Below are 14,865 nucleotides of genomic sequence, written 5' to 3'. Positions count from 1 at the left end.
ATGCCTGTGAATTGTCACTCTTTGTTTATCAGCTGTGCGGCGGTGGCCTGCCTGGCCTGCGAACCGTCCCGCATCGAGCGCATGACCGACTTCGAGCTCTCGGAGCGCTACAGCCAGTGCCTGGAAAAAAAGCCCTCTGCCCCCGGCTACGCTACCGCCTGTGAAAATATGCGGCGCGAGTGCGAGCGCCGCAAGGCGGAATTGGGCAGTTATGTGTGCCCCAGTCGGTAACTATACCGGCCATAGGCCCGATTAATTTGGGCCAGCGCCTCCCCTACCCCTATAATGAGCGCCCCTGAAAAATCGGTCGCCAGCGAGAAGTCCCATGCAGTCCCTTCACCTAGTAGAAATCTTTGCGGGTTACGATCCCCAAGGCCAGCCCGTGGCCGAAAAACTTCAAGTACGGGTGAATGACGATGATACCTTGCAGTTGGTAAAGTCACCGGCCTTTATCAAAGGCTTGGCATCGGGCGACACCATCAAACTCGACCCCGCCGATGGCGCCTTTGAAATTGTGCGTCGCAGCGGCAATTTGTGTGTGCGGGTGTTTTCGCGCGGCGATATGGCGGCGGTATCGGAACGACTGATTCCCGAATTGGAAAAGCTGGGTGGCGAGCTGGATATCGAGACTCCCCGGATGCTGGTGTTCAGTGTGCACGTAAGCCTGGGCTTCAGTGCCATCGAGTCGATTCTCAACAACTGCCTAGACGATCAATGCCAGTGGTTGTACGGCAATGTGTACGACCCGGTAGACGGCGAAACCCCCCTCAACTGGTGGCAATCCATTTTGGCACCTGAATAAATTGACCGCGCAATCGAAGGATACTCCGCTGTTATGTTAATGGTCATCTCGCCGGCGAAAACGCTGGATTTCGATACCCCCTGGCACTACGACAAAACCACAGAGCCGGATTTTCTGGAGCAATCGGCGCAACTTATCGACGCCTTGCGCAAGCTCTCGCCCCAGGATATCTCCGCTCTCATGCGTATCAGTGACAAATTGGGGGGGCTCAACTTTGACCGCTTTCAGGCATGGCAAACACCCTTCACTCCCGCCAATGCCAAACCGGCTCTGCTGGCGTTTAAGGGTGATGTGTACACGGGGTTGCAGGCTGAAAGCTTCTCTAAAAAATCGCTCCAATTTGCGCAGCAGCGATTGCGAATTCTATCGGGCCTGTACGGATTGCTGCGGCCGATGGATTTGATGCAGGCTTATCGGCTGGAGATGGGCACGCGGTTTAGCACCCAACAGGGCAAAGATCTTTACGCGTTTTGGGGCGAGCAGATCACCCAGGCGCTCAATGTGCAATTGCGCAAATTGCGCAGCGATTGCATGGTTAACCTGGCGTCCAATGAGTACTTCCGGGCAGTACAGCCTAAGGCTTTAGCCGTGCCAGTGGTGACGCCGATATTTAAAGATTGTAAAAATGGCACCTATAAAATTATTAGTTTTTACGCTAAAAAGGCCCGGGGCATGATGGCGGCCTATGCCATCGACAATCAGATAACCGATGCCGAACAGCTCAAAGGGTTTGACCGTGAGGGCTACGCGTTTAACCCCGCCGCCTCCAGCGCAACGGAATGGGTGTTTCAGCGCGCCGAGCAAGCCTAGGAGCGCTGAAGCTTCCCGATGGTAGGGTTTGGCGTTTTTTTAGATCAAAATCGTCTTGCGGGATTTCGTCAAGCTGATAGGGTTACGCCCCAGCTGACGCCGGCTTGTTTCAAGCGTGCCACACAATATTCCAATAACGCACAGCGCAAGGCTACTATGGCCCAGGACTCAGAATTTGTTGCCTATGTGATAGCGCAACTCGAAGACGCGGCAGCCAGTCTTGGGCTGGCCACCGAAGTGCGCCACCACTTCAACGCAGTGAGTTTCAGCCTCTTGGACAAGCGCGTTGCGCTCATCGTAAACAACACCCTGTTTATGCATCTGGAGCAGCAGTCAGCCTCGCGCTGGTTGCCCAATGCCAAGCCGCTGCAGCCCGCAGGCGTCACCATCGACAGCCAGTTTTACCCGGTTCCCCTCGCGTGGCTCACGGATTCCACCCGTCTTGCCCACTGCTTATCGGCAGCGTATACGGCGCCCAGCCAACAGGCGACCGCCTAAACGGCCAGGCAGCTGCTAGGCTCTTAGTTCTACAGAGATTCTGGGAGTTGTAGCACAATGTCAGCCCGCATACTGGTGGTGGACGATGCCAGTTTCATCCGCGATATGGTGAAAAAGAACCTGCGCAGCCTGTTGCCCGGGGTCAAACTCTTTGATGCCGCCGATGGTCAGCGGGCGGTGGCCCTGCTCAAGAAGCAGACGGTCGACATTATCCTGTCCGATTGGGAAATGCCCGGTATGTCGGGCGAGGAGTTGTTGCACTGGGTACGCAGCCAGGAGCACTATGCCCAAACCCCCTTTGTGATGGTACGGAGCCGCGGCGCTCGCGCAGTTGTGGTCAAGGCGGTACAGGCCGGTGTGTCCGACTATCTGGTGAAGCCCTTCACGCCGGAAGAGTTGATGGGCAAGGTGGCAAAGCAGCTCAAGCGCCTGGGTATTAGCGCGGACAGCCGACCCGCCGGCAGTGGCCAGGGCGTGGCCTTCGGCTCGATCGAGGCGCTCACTGGGAAGTCCTCCAGCGCCGCGCCCGCCGCCGGCTCGACCGCGGCATTGACGGGCGGCTCGGCCGCCGCGCTAACCGGCCAAGCCGCTCCCGCGCCTAAAAAAGTCCCGAAGGCCAAGGCCAATACGCGCAAAGGCATGGCACAACTGCGGTTGGCCAAAAGCCAGTGCGAGTGTTTGATCCGCGAGCTGTCGCTGCAAGCGCTCAATGGCGTCATTCAGCGCAAAGAGCCTTTGCCCGGTCTATTTGAGTCGGCCGTACTGGATATCATGGATAACGACGGCCAGGCGGTGGCGCGGGTAAATGGCTATGTGAGCAGTCTACAAGCGGCTGAGCCGCGCATGGACACCCGCCTGGTAAAAATCACCATTCGCTTTGTGGACGATGATCCGGCAAAATTTGAACAGCTTTCAAAATACATTGCCCGGCTCTAATGCCGCTATTGCTCGCTGTTAACCCCTAGACACAATAATGCCAATAACGAAAGGGAGCAGGTGCCGTCTGTGGAATCCATCGATTTGAAACCTTTTTCGCAAGCCTGTCAGAATAATCGCGACCCCATATTGCACCACCTAAAGCGCTTGTTTGAGCCGGTAACCGCCGTACTGGAAATCGGCAGTGGTACAGGCCAGCACGCGGTGCACTTTGCCAAGGCACTGCCGCATTTGCAGTGGTACACCAGCGACTTGCTGGAGCACCACGAGGGTATCGGCCTGTGGCTGACAGAGTACCAGCTGCCAAACCTGCACCCGCCCTTGGCGCTGGATGTCACCGAACCCTGGCCCGCAGTACCCGCCGTCGACGCGGTCTTTACCGCCAATACCGCTCACATAATGGCCTGGTCGGCGGTGGAGGCGCTGTTTGAAGGTGTGGGTCTGTTATTGCCCGAGGGAGGATTGTTGGTGGTTTACGGCCCCATGAATTACGGCGGCAGCTATACCAGCGATAGCAATGAGCGCTTTGACGTTTGGCTGAAGGCCCAAGACCCGGCGCGCGGGATCCGCGACTTTGAAAAATTGCAGCGCCTGGCCCTACAGGCGGGGCTGCACATTCGCGAAGATAACGACATGCCCGCCAATAACCGGCTATTGGTGTGGGAAAAAGTCCCTAGCGCACCGACTGCTTAAAGGGCAGCTTCTGGCTGGCAACCCGGCCATAGGCTTGCACCTGGGCTTGCTCTTGGGCAATAAAATCGCCAATGGCGGCGCGCGCATCGGTATCTTTGAGCCAATGGTTGGAATAGACCGATACCGGCCGAAAGCCGCGGGCAATTTTGTGCTCGCCCTGGGCGCCGGCGTCAAAGCGCGCGAGGCCGCGCTCAATGGCAAATTCGATACCCTGGTAGTAGCAGGCTTCAAAGTGCAGGCACTCATACTCCGCTAAGCAGCCCCAATAGCGACCGTAGAGCGTGTGCGCGTCAAACAAGTAGAGTGCAGCCGCAACCGCCGCCTCCCCATGGTGGGCGGTCACCATCAGCAGTTGATCGCCGAGTTTTTGTGCCAATTGGTGAAAAAACCCCAGATTAAGGTAACCGGCTTCGCCCGATCGCTTTAAATAGGTGGTGTGGTAGCACTGGTAAAACACCTGCCAGTCCTGCGCCGTGATGTCGGCGCCGGTTTTGCGCATTAGCACCAGTCCTTGGTCGGCTACTTGGCGCCTTTCACGCAGCAGTGATTTGCGTTTTCTTGCGGTGAAATGTTGCAAAAAATCAGCAAAATCCGCGTAATTTTCGTTAAACCAGTGGTATTGAGGTGTTTCCCTCAGGGTCCAGCGCTGACCTAAGGCCCGGGCGGCCGGGGCGCTGCTCAGCAGCCAATGCAAGCCACTGAATCCCTGAGTTCGGCAGTGATCTTCCAGTTGTTGCTGCAGTTGCGCGCGTTGGTCTGCCGTCAGCTCGCCCAGCAGGCGCGGCCCGGTGGCCGGAGTAAAGGGTATGGCGCACAGGAGTTTGGGGTAGTAGGGCCGCCCTGCCCGCTGAAACGCGTCGGCCCAGGCCCAGTCAAAAATATACTCGCCCCAGGAGTGGGTTTTAATGTATAGCGGTGCCGCGGCGATCACCTGACCCTGGTCGCGTACCAACAGGTGGTGGGGAGTCCAACCACAGGCGTCTCCCACACACCCTTGCTGCTCCAGTGCCAGCAGAAATTCATAGTGCGCAAAGGGGTAGTCAGAGGCCAGTAGGGCCTGCCATTGGGCAGCGTCCACGCGGGTGATGCTGTCTAAAAATTCCAGTTCCATGGGCGCGCTGGTTGAGTTAGTCGGCGGTGGTCGCAGCCTGGTGGCTGCGCTGGCGGATCAGTATAGGGCTTCAGGCGACCCGTTGCTTGGGGAAGTGGCAGGTAAACACCGAGCCCTTGCCCAGCTGGCTGCTGATATCCAGGCGCGCGTCGTGGCGCGACAGGGCATGCTTGACGATAGCGAGCCCCAGACCGGTGCCGCCAGTGGCGCTGTTGCGGCTGTCGTCCACCCGGTAAAAGCGCTCGGTGAGCCGCGGCAGGTGCCGGGCCTCGATACCGGGGCCGTTATCGGCCACGCGCACCTGCAACCCATAGCCATCCACCTGGGCTGTCACTTCGATTCGGCTTCCGGCCGGGGTGTACTTAATGGCGTTGTTGATTAAGTTGCCGAACGCGCTTTGCAGTTCCTTCTCAACACCCTTGATATTGATGCTTGGATCGCACTTGAGCACCAGCTCCTGGCGACCGTTTGCCAGCGACTGCCCCTCGTCCACCAGGCGCTGAAGCAAGGGCTGCAGCGGCATAGGCTGATGGCGCTCGGGGTTTACTTCGGTTTCCAAAACCGACAGCGAAATCAGGTCGTTTACCAGCAGGTGCATGCGCGTGCACTGCTGTTGCATTTGGGCGAGCGGCCCCTGCCAATTGGTGGGTAGCTGCTCGGCGTCGGCCAGGGTTTCCAGATAGCCCTTCAACACCGTCAGGGGGGTGCGCAGTTCGTGGGACACATTGGCCACAAAGTCTTTGCGCATCTGACCGAGTTTGTGCAGGTAAGTAATGTCGCGCGCCACCACGAGTTTTTCATTCTGGCCATAGCGGGTGACCTGAAATTGCAGCCGGTGTTCTTTGTTGCGGGAGGCGGGAATATCGAGGGGTTCGCGAAAGTCCTGCTTTTCCATATAGGCCACAAACTTTGGGTTGCGCACATAGTTCACCAGCGGCTGGCCCTGATCGCTTTGTTCAAAGCCAAATAAGCGCTCGGCGGCGGGGTTCCACCAGTCGATATTGCCGCGGCTATCTAGTAGCAATACGCCATCGGGCAGCGCACCGGTGGTTTCCTGCACGCGGTTGAGCACCTGGCGAACCCGCTCGGACTCGCGCTCCTGGCGTTTTTGCAGGCGGTAGATGCTCTCGAAAATATCTGACCAGATGCCGCTGGCTTCCGGTGGCGGCGATTTCTTGCGCTGGTTGAGCCAAATATCCAGTTGCCGAATTTGCCACAGCATCCAGAACATATAGAGGCTGCCGCCCAACAACAAGGTGACCAGCACATAGCCGTTAATCAGGCCAAAAATCAGGCACAAAACCGTGAACAGTGCGACCCGTTTAAGTTCGGCGTTAAAACCTCTGAGCACCTTGAGTCAGATCCTTATGGTGTAATTGCGTGAGTATTGTGCGACCGATCTTACCGGCTGGCCACCTTAGTGGAAAATCGGTAACCGGAGCCGCGCACCGTTTGTACGAAGCGATCGTGTTCGCCCGGTGCCAGCGCCTTGCGCAGACGGCGGATGTGCACATCCACAGTGCGCTCGTCGATATACACATTGCCGCCCCAAATGTGGTCCAGCAATTGCCCGCGATTGTACACGCGCTCTTGGTGGGTGAGGAAAAAAGCCAACAGGCGGTATTCGGTGGGTCCCATATCGACGGGCTCTTCCTCGATGGTGACCCGCTGGCTGACGGGGTCCAGACACAGCTGGTCCACGATGATGGGCTCCTCGGGGGTGTCCGGCTCAATGCGGCGCAATACCGCCTTTAGCCGGGCGATGAGCTCGCGCGGGGAAAAAGGCTTGGTGAGGTAGTCGTCGGCGCCCGTCTCCAGGCCTTGAATTTTGTTGTCCTCTTCGCCTTTGGCGGTGAGCATGATGATGGGGGTTTTGGCGGTCACCTCGTCGCGCTTCAGGCGGCGCGCCAGTTCGATGCCGCTGGTGCCGGGCATCATCCAGTCCAACAGCAGGAGATCGGGCTTTTCATCGATGACCAGGGCGTGGCCCTGTTGCGCATTGTCTGCCTCTAAGCACCGATAATCTGCCATTTCCAGGGCAACCCGCAGCATGTCGCGAATGGCGGGCTCGTCGTCAATGATAAGTATGGTTTTTTTGCTCATAACCTTGTCATCTAGCGTGAGTGAGGCTGTATTAGATTACGGCGAGATGACAATTATATGACCGTCTGGCACTAAGCGCGCATTGCATAATCGGCCACTAAACCTGCGAATACTACGGCGCCCACCCACTGGTTATTCAAAAAGGCCTGAAAACAGCCTTTGGGGTCCCGCCGTCGGGCCAACCACTGTTGCCATAGAAAGAGTGTGCCGGCGGCCACCAGACCCAGCTGGTAATAGAGTTCCAGCTGATAGTGCTGCCCGGCCAGCGCTAGCGCGATCAGGGCCAACAACTGCAGTGCGCCAATGATGACCAGGTCCATATCGCCAAACAGTATGGCCGTGGACTTAACGCCGATGCGTAAATCGTCGCGCCTATCCACCATGGCGTAAAAGGTATCGTAGGCAACGGTCCAAAGCACCACGGCGGTATACACCAGCCAGATACCCTGATCCAGGCTGTCGCGGGTGGCGGCAAAGGCCATGGGAATACTCCAGGCGAAAGCGGCGCCCAAGACCACCTGCGGCAGGTAGGTATGGCGTTTCATATAGGGGTAAATGCTGGCCAGCAACAGGCCACCCACAGACAGCAAAAGTGTCAGCGCGTTGGTCATTAACACCAAACCGAAGGCAATGGCCACCAAGAGTCCAAAAGTTGCCAGAGCGGCGTTGGGGGTGACGGCGCCGCTCACCAGCGGTCGTTTGTGTGTGCGCGCGACGTGGCCGTCTACGTGGCGATCGGCATAGTCATTGATCACGCAGCCGGCGGCCCGCATCACGATCACGCCCAGTACAAAGATAACCAGCACCCGCGTCTCGGGTACGCCGCCAGCGGCCAGCCACAGTGCCCACAGGGTGGGCCAAAGTAACAACAGGGTGCCGACGGGTTTGTCGAAGCGCATCAATCGCCACAGCGCCGACAGTTGGTTGGGTTGCGGCGGGCGTCTAGTGGTCGCTTTCCGCTTTGCGCGGGCTTTGGGTTGCGCTGCTTTACCGGCCTGGGCCATGGGCGATCCTTACAAAGTTGATAAAAAAGCGGGCAAAAACACTTCGCTTACCATCAGCGGCTGCTGGTCAAGATAGAACACCGAGCGCCGGCCCCACAAGGCCTCGCCGTTGGTGGGCGCCGCGCTCGGGTGTACATAGTTGTGCTGGGGCTCGATGCGCGCCACTTGAATGGGCCCGCGGCGCATGCCTGGATCTTGGAACAGCAGTGCGCCCAAGGGCCGGTTGTCCAGGTGTTTCAGCGCCTTTAGCCGGCCCTGCAGACTGGTGACCGGCACCAGGCTGCGGGCAAACACCCACGCTTGGCCGGCGCCTTCCAGCACGACTTCGCGCACCAGCATTTTTTGCCGCAGAGGGCTCTGCAGCAGTCGGTACTCGCCGGTAAAGGCCTCGCCCCAGCCCTGGCGCAACAGCCGTACGGCAAATTGTTGCGCACTGTGCTCTATCAGTCGCGCGGTGAGCGATCCCTCGTCGAGCAGCCAGGGGCACAGCGCTCTAGGCAGCTGCCACGACTGTTGTTGGGCATCGCGCCAACTGGGCTCGCGGGCCGGTAACATTGCAGACAAAGTGGTACCTGATCGGGCAGAGAGTGGGCCGCTATTCTAGGGTGGCTTGGCGCTGGCCGCAATTCTGCACACTGGCGGGCGCTTGTGGAAAGGCGGTAGGATTACGTCCTTTAGGATATACCGATAACAATTCAGGAAGCGATCACCATGCACAAAACTGACCTTGTGGCCGCCGTGGCCGATGCCACCGACCTGTCCAAAGAAAAAGCTGATCTAGTGGTTGCGGCCACGTTGGAGCAGATTACCAATGCACTGGCGCGCGCCGAATCGGTCAGCCTTGTGGGCTTCGGCTCATTTACCCAGCGCGCCCGCGCCGCCCGCACTGGCCGCAGTCCGCAAACGGGCGAAACCATTCAAATTCCCGCCAGCATCTCCGTGGGTTTCAAACCGGGCAAAGCCCTGAAAGACGCCGTCAATTCTTAGTCGGCTTCGAGCCGTTAGCCACTACGCAGGACAACAAGTATGAGCCTTACCAGCCGGATATTAATTGCCATGGCCCTGGGCCTGTTGATCGGGGGCATGTTTAATTTTGCAGAGGGCCAGGGTTGGCTCGCCGGCGTGTTCAACAGCTGGGTCGATACCTTTATTGTCGGGGGCTTGTTCGACTTGGGCGGCAAGGTATTTGTGGCGCTGTTGAAGTTGTTGGTGGTACCGCTGGTGTTTGTGTCGTTGGTGTGCGGTACCGCGTCGCTGGGCGACAATACGCGCATGGGCCCCATGGCCGGTAAAACGTTGTTGTTGTACATGGTGACCACTGCGGTGGCTATTTCACTGGCGCTCCTGGCCGGCGTGATAGTGCAGCCTGGTGTGGGTTTTAATCTGACCACCGAGGCCACTTTCGTGGCCGCTGAGGCCCCCTCGTTGAAAGAGGTGTTACTGGGCATAGTGCCCACCAACCCGGTGCAGGCCATGGCCGAAGGCAACATGCTGCAAATTATTGTGTTTGCCCTGTTGGTGGGTATTGCGGTGTCCCAATCGGGTGAGCCCGGCAAGCGCATCGCCAGCTTTTTTAGCGACTTTAACGAGATCATCCTGAAAATGGTGGTGATCTTAATGAACTTTGCTCCCTATGGCGTTTTTTGCTTGATGGCGCAGCTGGCTGCCGATTTGGGGCTGGATGCCTTTAGCAATTTGCTCCAGTACTTTTTTACGGTGCTGTTTGTGTTGTTGCTACACGGACTGGTGACCTACGGATCAGCGCTGAAAGTGCTAACCGGCTTAAATCCCGTGATGTTTTTCCGCAAGATGAAATCGGTGGTGCTATTTGCCTTTAGCATGAGCTCCTCCAATGCCACGATTCCTGTCACCTTAAAAGCGGTGCGCGATGAACTGGGCGCCGACAATCGGGTGGCGTCTTTCACGATTCCCATGGGCGCCACCATCAATATGGATGGCACCGCCATCATGCAGGGCGTGGCCACAGCTTTTATCGCCCAGGCCTACAATATCGACATTGGTTTGGGTGGCTACATGATGGTCATTCTGACGGCCACGCTGGCCTCCATCGGCACGGCGGGCGTACCCGGAGTCGGCTTGATTATGCTATCGATGGTGTTGCAGCAGGTTGGCCTGCCGGTGGAGGGCATCGCCCTGATCATTGGCGTCGACCGCCTGTTGGATATGACCCGCACGGCCGTGAACGTGTGCGGCGATGCCATGGTGACACTGGCGGTGGCCAAGAGTGAAGGCATGCTCGACGAGCAGCGCTTTAATGAAGATCCGGCCGTGCCGGAGCGCAAGCGGGTTAGCGCGGTGTGAGCCTGGCCCGGTGGCTAAGCCGCCGGGGCCATTTGGGCGGCGATATGTTCCAGCTCCGCTGAGGACTCTAGAATATTATCGATGGTTGCCTCGGCTTTAACGGGGTCTAAGTGCAGGTCCTGATAGACCTGCATGGGCACCTCCAGCTTGGGCCCACAAGGCAGCCCGCGCTGAGCTAAAAGCCGACGCGCCACGAATAACAGCTTGGCATAAGGCGCCATCTCGCCCTCGCAGCCGGGTTCATTTTGGTGGCGCAGCGCAAAGACCACTTCTTCTGGCATGTTCCACAATTCCATTAACCAGCTGGCAATATGGTCGCGGGTGACGCCCAGCAAGTGTTTTTCCGCCACTGTGTGATCCACGTGCGGGTTGACCTCGAGGGTGCGGCACAGCTTGGTAAAGTAAGGTGGAAATACCTCGGCCATCACCAGATAGCCAAAGTTAAACACCAAGCCCGACAGGTAGGCCATGCCAAAACCCGGCCGGTGGTCGCGGGGAATCGCCGTTACCAGCCCCTCCATGGCGGCGGCCATGTATACCGACTGTTGCCAATAGCGGGTGACGCCGAACACGCCATCGCTCGGCATGCTCAATGTTTTGCCCAGCGACAGGCCGAGTGCCAAATTGAGCACCATATCGAAACCCAGTACCCGCACGATGGCATCGTGGATGGACTTAATTTTACCGGGTGCCGAATAGTAGGGCGATGCCGCCCAGCTCACCACTTGGGCGGCGAGGCTAGGATCGGTTTCTACGATGTGGGCCAGGTCGCTGATATCGGCGTTGGGGTTGACCCGCAATTGGATGATGCGCTGGGCGGTATCGGGCAGCGGCGGCAACTCTAGCGTTTCCTCGAGCCGTTCCTTGACACGCAGTTCGGTAAATTGCTTCACGGACTGGGTGATCAGGGTGAGATCGTCGCCCTCGAGCGGTCGTTCTAAGCTCGCCAATGGGATTGCAATTTCACCGTTGATCGCGTCTTTTGCCAGCTTTTGAAAGGATTTTTGTGGCAAATCTAGCATTTGAGCACGGCTGCCGGCATCCAGGTACAGGCGCGGCCGGTCGTACAGGCCCTGATCGATGACAGTGGTTAAGCCGGCTAGGCCCGGTAGCGCAGGCACCGATGACAGCTGGTACTTTTCGTATAAATGGCGCAGTGCCCCTGGCTCCATGGCGGTCAGGTTGCGGCCCAGCAATTTGTTGACGGCGCTTAGGTCGAGCAGGGTGTCGGCCGGGAAAATGGCCAGTACTCGTTCGTAGTCGTTTTCCAACAGGGTAGCTCTGGCTGCGGCGCTGTTGCGCAGCTGTTGGTCGTGCCAAACGGGCGTGTCCAGCGGCTCGGTCAGTTGGTAATCGAGTTCTAAGTGGTCCAAAAACTGAATAACGCTGGCGGAAAGTGGCACTGAAACTCCTTCAAGGCAACGGGAATGGCGCATATTGCGCAATTTTACGTTCGGGCTTGTGTCAGTGTAGTTAACTGTCGGCACAGTTGGGTGGCCACATTTAGAATATGTGGCGCCTAAATTTACACTTTGGCATAGACCTCGTTATAACCCAGCCAGCGACGGGTGAGTGCGGCAGCGTGTATGGGATGGTGCGCAAGTATGTCTGCGGCCGCTGCCCGTACCGGCGGGATTAACGCCGCATCGCGCTGCAGATCGGCCATCTTAAATTGCATGGCGCCGGTTTGGCGCGTGCCCAATACTTCGCCGGGGCCGCGCAATTCCAAATCTTTTTCGGCGATGATATAGCCGTCATTGGTGGCGCGCATGGCTTCCAGGCGCGCTTTGCTGTGCTGCGATAGGGGCCCGGCATACAGCAGTACACAATGGCTTTTGGCGGTACCGCGCCCGACCCGACCGCGTAATTGATGCAGTTGGGCCAGGCCTAAGCGCTCTGGGTTATCGATGATCATCAGGCTGGCGTTGGGCACGTCGACCCCCACTTCGATAACGGTGGTGGCTACCAGTAGCGGCAATTCGCCCGCCTTGAACTGCGCCATGACCGCTTCTTTTTCGGCGGCCTTCAGGCGCCCGTGCACCAGGCCACTGGCAATACCGGGCAGGCTCAGCGCCAAGGCCTCCTGAGTGGCCTCCGCCGCCTGGGCGGTAAGCGCTTCGGATTCTTCGATGAGGGTACACACCCAATAGACCTGCCGGCCCTCGGCGATAGCTGCGCGCACCCGCTCGATTACCTGCTCGCGCCGATCCTGGTTGATAACCACCGTGGTTACCGGCTTGCGCCCGGGCGGCAATTCATCGATCACCGAGCAATCCAGGTCGGCGTAGGCACTCATGGCCAGGGTGCGCGGAATGGGGGTGGCCGTCATGATGAGTTGGTGGGGGCGCCGTTGACTGCCGGCTTTTTCCCGCAAGCTGAGCCGCTGGTGCACGCCAAACCGGTGTTGCTCGTCGATAATTACCAGTCCCAGGTCGGCAAAGCTTACCTGCTCCTGAAATAGCGCATGGGTGCCCACCACCAGTTGGGTCTCACCACTGGCCAACGCGGCCAATTGTGCGCGTCGGTCGGCCACCTTTTGCTTGCCGGCCAGCCAGCCCACCTGCATACCCAGGGGCTCAAACCATTGCTGGAAGTTGCGGCGGTGCTGTTCGCTCAAGATTTCCGTGGGTGCCATCAAGGCCACCTGATAACCGTTGGCAATGGCCTGCAATGCCGCCATGGCCGCCACCAGGGTTTTGCCCGAGCCCACATCGCCCTGCACCAGCCGCAGCATGGGCACGGCCCGCGCAAGGTCGGCGCTAATTTCACGGGCCACCCGCGCCTGGGCCGCGGTGGGTTTAAAGGGAAGCTGGGCCAGAAAGGTGGCCAGTTGGTGAGGGCTTGGGGGTAGTGGCGGCGCCCCTTCGGCCTGAATTTGCTGGCGCAGGCCGAGCAGGCTCAGGTGGTGAGCCAGCAGCTCCTCGAACGCCAGCCGCTGCTGGGCTGGGTGCTGACCAAGCGCCAGCTGTTGGATGTCGGCCTCGGGCGGTGGCTGATGTAGATACTGGAGCGCCTTGGCCAGCGGCCATTGGCCGTAGGCCTCGCGCAACTGTGGGGGCATCAGTTCGTGCAGACTGTGCGGGGTCAGCAATGCCAGTGCTTGAGTGGCCAGGCTGCGCATGCGGGGTTGGGTCAGCCCCTCAGTGGCGGGGTAAACCGGGGTCAGGTTTTGCGCCAAAGGCGCCTGGTTCAGGTCCGCATTTTCGTACTCTGGGTGGTACAACTCGAGTCCGGCGGCACCGCGCCGGGCTTCCCCAAAGCAGCGCAGGCGCTGGCCCTTGGCCAATGATTGCCTTTGCGCCTGATTAAAATGATAGAAACGCAAAGTGGCGGTGCCGGTGTGGTCGCGCAGCCGCGCCACCAACGATCGGCGGCGCCCAAATACCACGTCGGCGGCCTGAATTTCGCCTTCAATAACGGCCGTCACGCCCGGTTGCAGGGCGCCGATAGGGGTAATGCGGGTGCGATCCAGGTAGCGCAACGGCAAGTGAAACAGCAGATCCTGCACATTGTGCAGCCCCAACTTGGCCAGCTTGTCGGCCAGCGCCTTGCCCACGCCTTTGAGGGCGGTGAGCGGTACTGTGTCGAGTGTGGGGCTTTGAGAAGGCTGGCTAGTCATTCCCTACGAGGTGGCATTGGTTAATGGAGGCGCGCAAAGCGTCGATGGCTTTGTGGCGCGGGTAACTGGCGCGCCAGGCCATGGCCACGGTGCGTCGGGGCGCCGGCTCAATAAAGGGGCGGTATATCAACAGATTATCGGCATAGCGTGTGGCCTCCACCGCCGAGTAGGGCAGTATGGTGATGCCCAGGCCGGAGGCCACCATGTGGCGCAGCGTCTCCAGCGAGCTGCCCTTGGCGGCCGTGCGAATATGGCCGGCCTTGGGGTCGGCGGCGGGCTGGAGTGCCGGGCAGGCCTCCAGAATCTGGTCGCGAAAGCAGTGGCCCTCGCCCAGCAGCAACACATTGTAGTCGTGCAGTTGGGCGGGTTTGATGGCGTCGAACTCCGCCAGCGGGTGGTCTCTGGGCATCAGCACTACGAAGGGTTCGTCGTACAGGGTTTGGGTGACCACATCTGCTTCGGTGAAGGGTAGCGAGACGATAATGACATCCAGTTCGCCCTTGCGCAGTCGCTGGCGCAGGGTTGCCGTGTAGCCCTCTTCCACATACAGGGGCATGTGCGGCGCGATGCGCTGCAATTCGGGGATAAAATGCGGAAACAGATAGGGACCAATGGTAAAAATGGCGCCCACGTGCAGCGGGCTGGACAACTGATCTTTGCCCGACTTGGCGATGTCTTTGATGGCCGCCGTTTGCTCCAGCACTAGCTGCGCCTGGGTGACGATTTTTTCACCCAAGGGCGTCGGTTGTACGCGGGTCTTGGAGCGCTCGAACAGGGCAATGCCCAACTCGTCTTCGAGTTTTTTCACCGCAATACTGAGCGTGGGTTGGCTCACGTAACAGCGTTCGGCGGCGCGGCCAAAATGTTGCTCTTGGGCCAGAGTGACGATATAGCGGAGTTCGTTCAGGGTCATGGTGTGCTGCCAGGGCGTTCGCGTATGATTGCGACTTTATATCAGAACTTAGCA

Annotated in this window: 16 protein-coding genes; 8 read left to right on the top strand and 8 right to left on the bottom strand. The window is 58.9% G+C overall.

Annotation, left to right across the window (positions count from 1 at the left end; all coding sequences use genetic code 11):
* Positions 1-6 precede the first annotated feature (6 nt).
* The 6 genes from ACW8F6_RS09970 (at position 7) to ACW8F6_RS09945 (ending at position 3,739) form a co-directional block, all read left to right on the top strand.
* Positions 7-231, top strand: a complete 225-nt coding sequence (locus tag ACW8F6_RS09970) for a hypothetical protein (RefSeq protein ID WP_491575715.1) — start codon at positions 7-9, stop codon at positions 229-231.
* 94 nt (positions 232-325) lie between these two features.
* The gene (locus ACW8F6_RS09965; protein WP_491575714.1) at positions 326-802 is read left to right on the top strand and encodes a DUF4265 domain-containing protein; all 477 of its coding nucleotides are present in this window, start codon (positions 326-328) and stop codon (positions 800-802) included.
* Positions 803-835: 33 nt separating this feature from the next.
* Positions 836-1,612, top strand: coding sequence for a peroxide stress protein YaaA (gene yaaA / locus ACW8F6_RS09960; RefSeq protein WP_491575713.1), 777 nt, complete (start codon positions 836-838; stop codon positions 1,610-1,612).
* Between the two features lie 156 nt (positions 1,613-1,768).
* Positions 1,769-2,110, top strand: coding sequence for a hypothetical protein (locus tag ACW8F6_RS09955; RefSeq protein WP_491575712.1), 342 nt, complete (start codon positions 1,769-1,771; stop codon positions 2,108-2,110).
* Between the two features lie 57 nt (positions 2,111-2,167).
* Positions 2,168-3,046, top strand: a complete 879-nt coding sequence (locus ACW8F6_RS09950; RefSeq protein ID WP_491575711.1) for a response regulator — start codon at positions 2,168-2,170, stop codon at positions 3,044-3,046.
* A 69-nt stretch (positions 3,047-3,115) separates the two neighbouring features.
* Positions 3,116-3,739 (top strand): DUF938 domain-containing protein, encoded by a 624-nt coding sequence (locus ACW8F6_RS09945; RefSeq protein ID WP_491575710.1) that lies wholly within the window; start codon positions 3,116-3,118, stop codon positions 3,737-3,739.
* Here ACW8F6_RS09945 and ACW8F6_RS09940 read toward each other — a convergent pair.
* The 5 genes from ACW8F6_RS09940 to ACW8F6_RS09920 form a co-directional block, all read right to left on the bottom strand.
* Entirely contained in the window at positions 3,720-4,850 is a 1,131-nt protein-coding gene (locus tag ACW8F6_RS09940) for a GNAT family N-acetyltransferase (protein ID WP_491575709.1), read from the bottom strand. The two genes, ACW8F6_RS09945 and ACW8F6_RS09940, sit on opposite strands and share 20 nt — an antisense overlap.
* Before the next feature lie 70 nt (positions 4,851-4,920).
* A complete protein-coding gene (gene phoR / locus ACW8F6_RS09935; RefSeq protein ID WP_491575708.1) occupies positions 4,921-6,201 on the bottom strand; it encodes a phosphate regulon sensor histidine kinase PhoR in 1,281 nt (426 codons plus the stop codon).
* 50 nt (positions 6,202-6,251) lie between these two features.
* A complete protein-coding gene (gene phoB / locus ACW8F6_RS09930; protein WP_491575707.1) occupies positions 6,252-6,953 on the bottom strand; it encodes a phosphate regulon transcriptional regulator PhoB in 702 nt (233 codons plus the stop codon).
* Positions 6,954-7,024: 71 nt separating this feature from the next.
* Positions 7,025-7,957 carry a 4-hydroxybenzoate octaprenyltransferase gene (ubiA, locus tag ACW8F6_RS09925; protein ID WP_491575706.1) on the bottom strand — a complete coding sequence of 311 codons (933 nt, stop codon included), beginning with the start codon at positions 7,955-7,957 and terminating at the stop codon, positions 7,025-7,027.
* A gap of 9 nt (positions 7,958-7,966) precedes the next feature.
* A complete protein-coding gene (locus ACW8F6_RS09920) occupies positions 7,967-8,512 on the bottom strand; it encodes a chorismate--pyruvate lyase family protein (RefSeq protein WP_491575779.1) in 546 nt (181 codons plus the stop codon).
* A 138-nt stretch (positions 8,513-8,650) separates the two neighbouring features.
* On the opposite strand from ACW8F6_RS09920, the gene ACW8F6_RS09915 reads away from it, so the two are divergent.
* On the top strand, positions 8,651-8,944 hold the full coding sequence (locus ACW8F6_RS09915; protein ID WP_491575778.1) for an HU family DNA-binding protein: 294 nt from the start codon (positions 8,651-8,653) through the stop codon (positions 8,942-8,944).
* Positions 8,945-8,983: 39 nt separating this feature from the next.
* Positions 8,984-10,279 carry a dicarboxylate/amino acid:cation symporter gene (locus ACW8F6_RS09910; RefSeq protein WP_491575705.1) on the top strand — a complete coding sequence of 432 codons (1,296 nt, stop codon included), beginning with the start codon at positions 8,984-8,986 and terminating at the stop codon, positions 10,277-10,279.
* 14 nt (positions 10,280-10,293) lie between these two features.
* Here the strand turns inward: ACW8F6_RS09910 and ACW8F6_RS09905 are convergent, their stop codons facing one another.
* The 3 genes from ACW8F6_RS09905 to ACW8F6_RS09895 form a co-directional block, all read right to left on the bottom strand.
* Positions 10,294-11,682 (bottom strand): aminoacyl-tRNA deacylase and HDOD domain-containing protein, encoded by a 1,389-nt coding sequence (locus ACW8F6_RS09905; RefSeq protein WP_491575704.1) that lies wholly within the window; start codon positions 11,680-11,682, stop codon positions 10,294-10,296.
* Between the two features lie 122 nt (positions 11,683-11,804).
* The gene (recG, locus tag ACW8F6_RS09900; protein WP_491575703.1) at positions 11,805-13,898 is read right to left on the bottom strand and encodes an ATP-dependent DNA helicase RecG; all 2,094 of its coding nucleotides are present in this window, start codon (positions 13,896-13,898) and stop codon (positions 11,805-11,807) included.
* Positions 13,891-14,811 carry a hydrogen peroxide-inducible genes activator gene (locus ACW8F6_RS09895; protein WP_491575702.1) on the bottom strand — a complete coding sequence of 307 codons (921 nt, stop codon included), beginning with the start codon at positions 14,809-14,811 and terminating at the stop codon, positions 13,891-13,893. Before ACW8F6_RS09895 ends, recG begins: the two co-directional genes overlap by 8 nt.
* Positions 14,812-14,865 lie beyond the last annotated feature (54 nt).

Source organism: Simiduia sp. (genome assembly GCF_058345725.1).
Note: the sequence above shows the minus strand (reverse complement) of the source record. Positions and strands in the feature narration are given on the sequence as shown.

Excerpts from the sequence above, each read along its gene's own strand:
- ACW8F6_RS09965 (WP_491575714.1), top strand. The coding sequence starts at position 326 with ATGCAGTCCCTTCACCTAGTAGAAATCTTTGCGGGTTACGATCCCCAA.
- yaaA (WP_491575713.1), top strand. The coding sequence starts at position 836 with ATGTTAATGGTCATCTCGCCGGCGAAAACGCTGGATTTCGATACCCCC.
- ACW8F6_RS09955 (WP_491575712.1), top strand. The coding sequence starts at position 1,769 with ATGGCCCAGGACTCAGAATTTGTTGCCTATGTGATAGCGCAACTCGAA.
- ACW8F6_RS09950 (WP_491575711.1), top strand. The coding sequence starts at position 2,168 with ATGTCAGCCCGCATACTGGTGGTGGACGATGCCAGTTTCATCCGCGAT.
- ACW8F6_RS09940 (WP_491575709.1), bottom strand. The coding sequence starts at position 4,850 with ATGGAACTGGAATTTTTAGACAGCATCACCCGCGTGGACGCTGCCCAA.
- phoB (WP_491575707.1), bottom strand. The coding sequence starts at position 6,953 with ATGAGCAAAAAAACCATACTTATCATTGACGACGAGCCCGCCATTCGC.
- ubiA (WP_491575706.1), bottom strand. The coding sequence starts at position 7,957 with ATGGCCCAGGCCGGTAAAGCAGCGCAACCCAAAGCCCGCGCAAAGCGG.
- ACW8F6_RS09920 (WP_491575779.1), bottom strand. The coding sequence starts at position 8,512 with ATGTTACCGGCCCGCGAGCCCAGTTGGCGCGATGCCCAACAACAGTCG.
- ACW8F6_RS09910 (WP_491575705.1), top strand. The coding sequence starts at position 8,984 with ATGAGCCTTACCAGCCGGATATTAATTGCCATGGCCCTGGGCCTGTTG.
- recG (WP_491575703.1), bottom strand. The coding sequence starts at position 13,898 with ATGACTAGCCAGCCTTCTCAAAGCCCCACACTCGACACAGTACCGCTC.
- ACW8F6_RS09895 (WP_491575702.1), bottom strand. The coding sequence starts at position 14,811 with ATGACCCTGAACGAACTCCGCTATATCGTCACTCTGGCCCAAGAGCAA.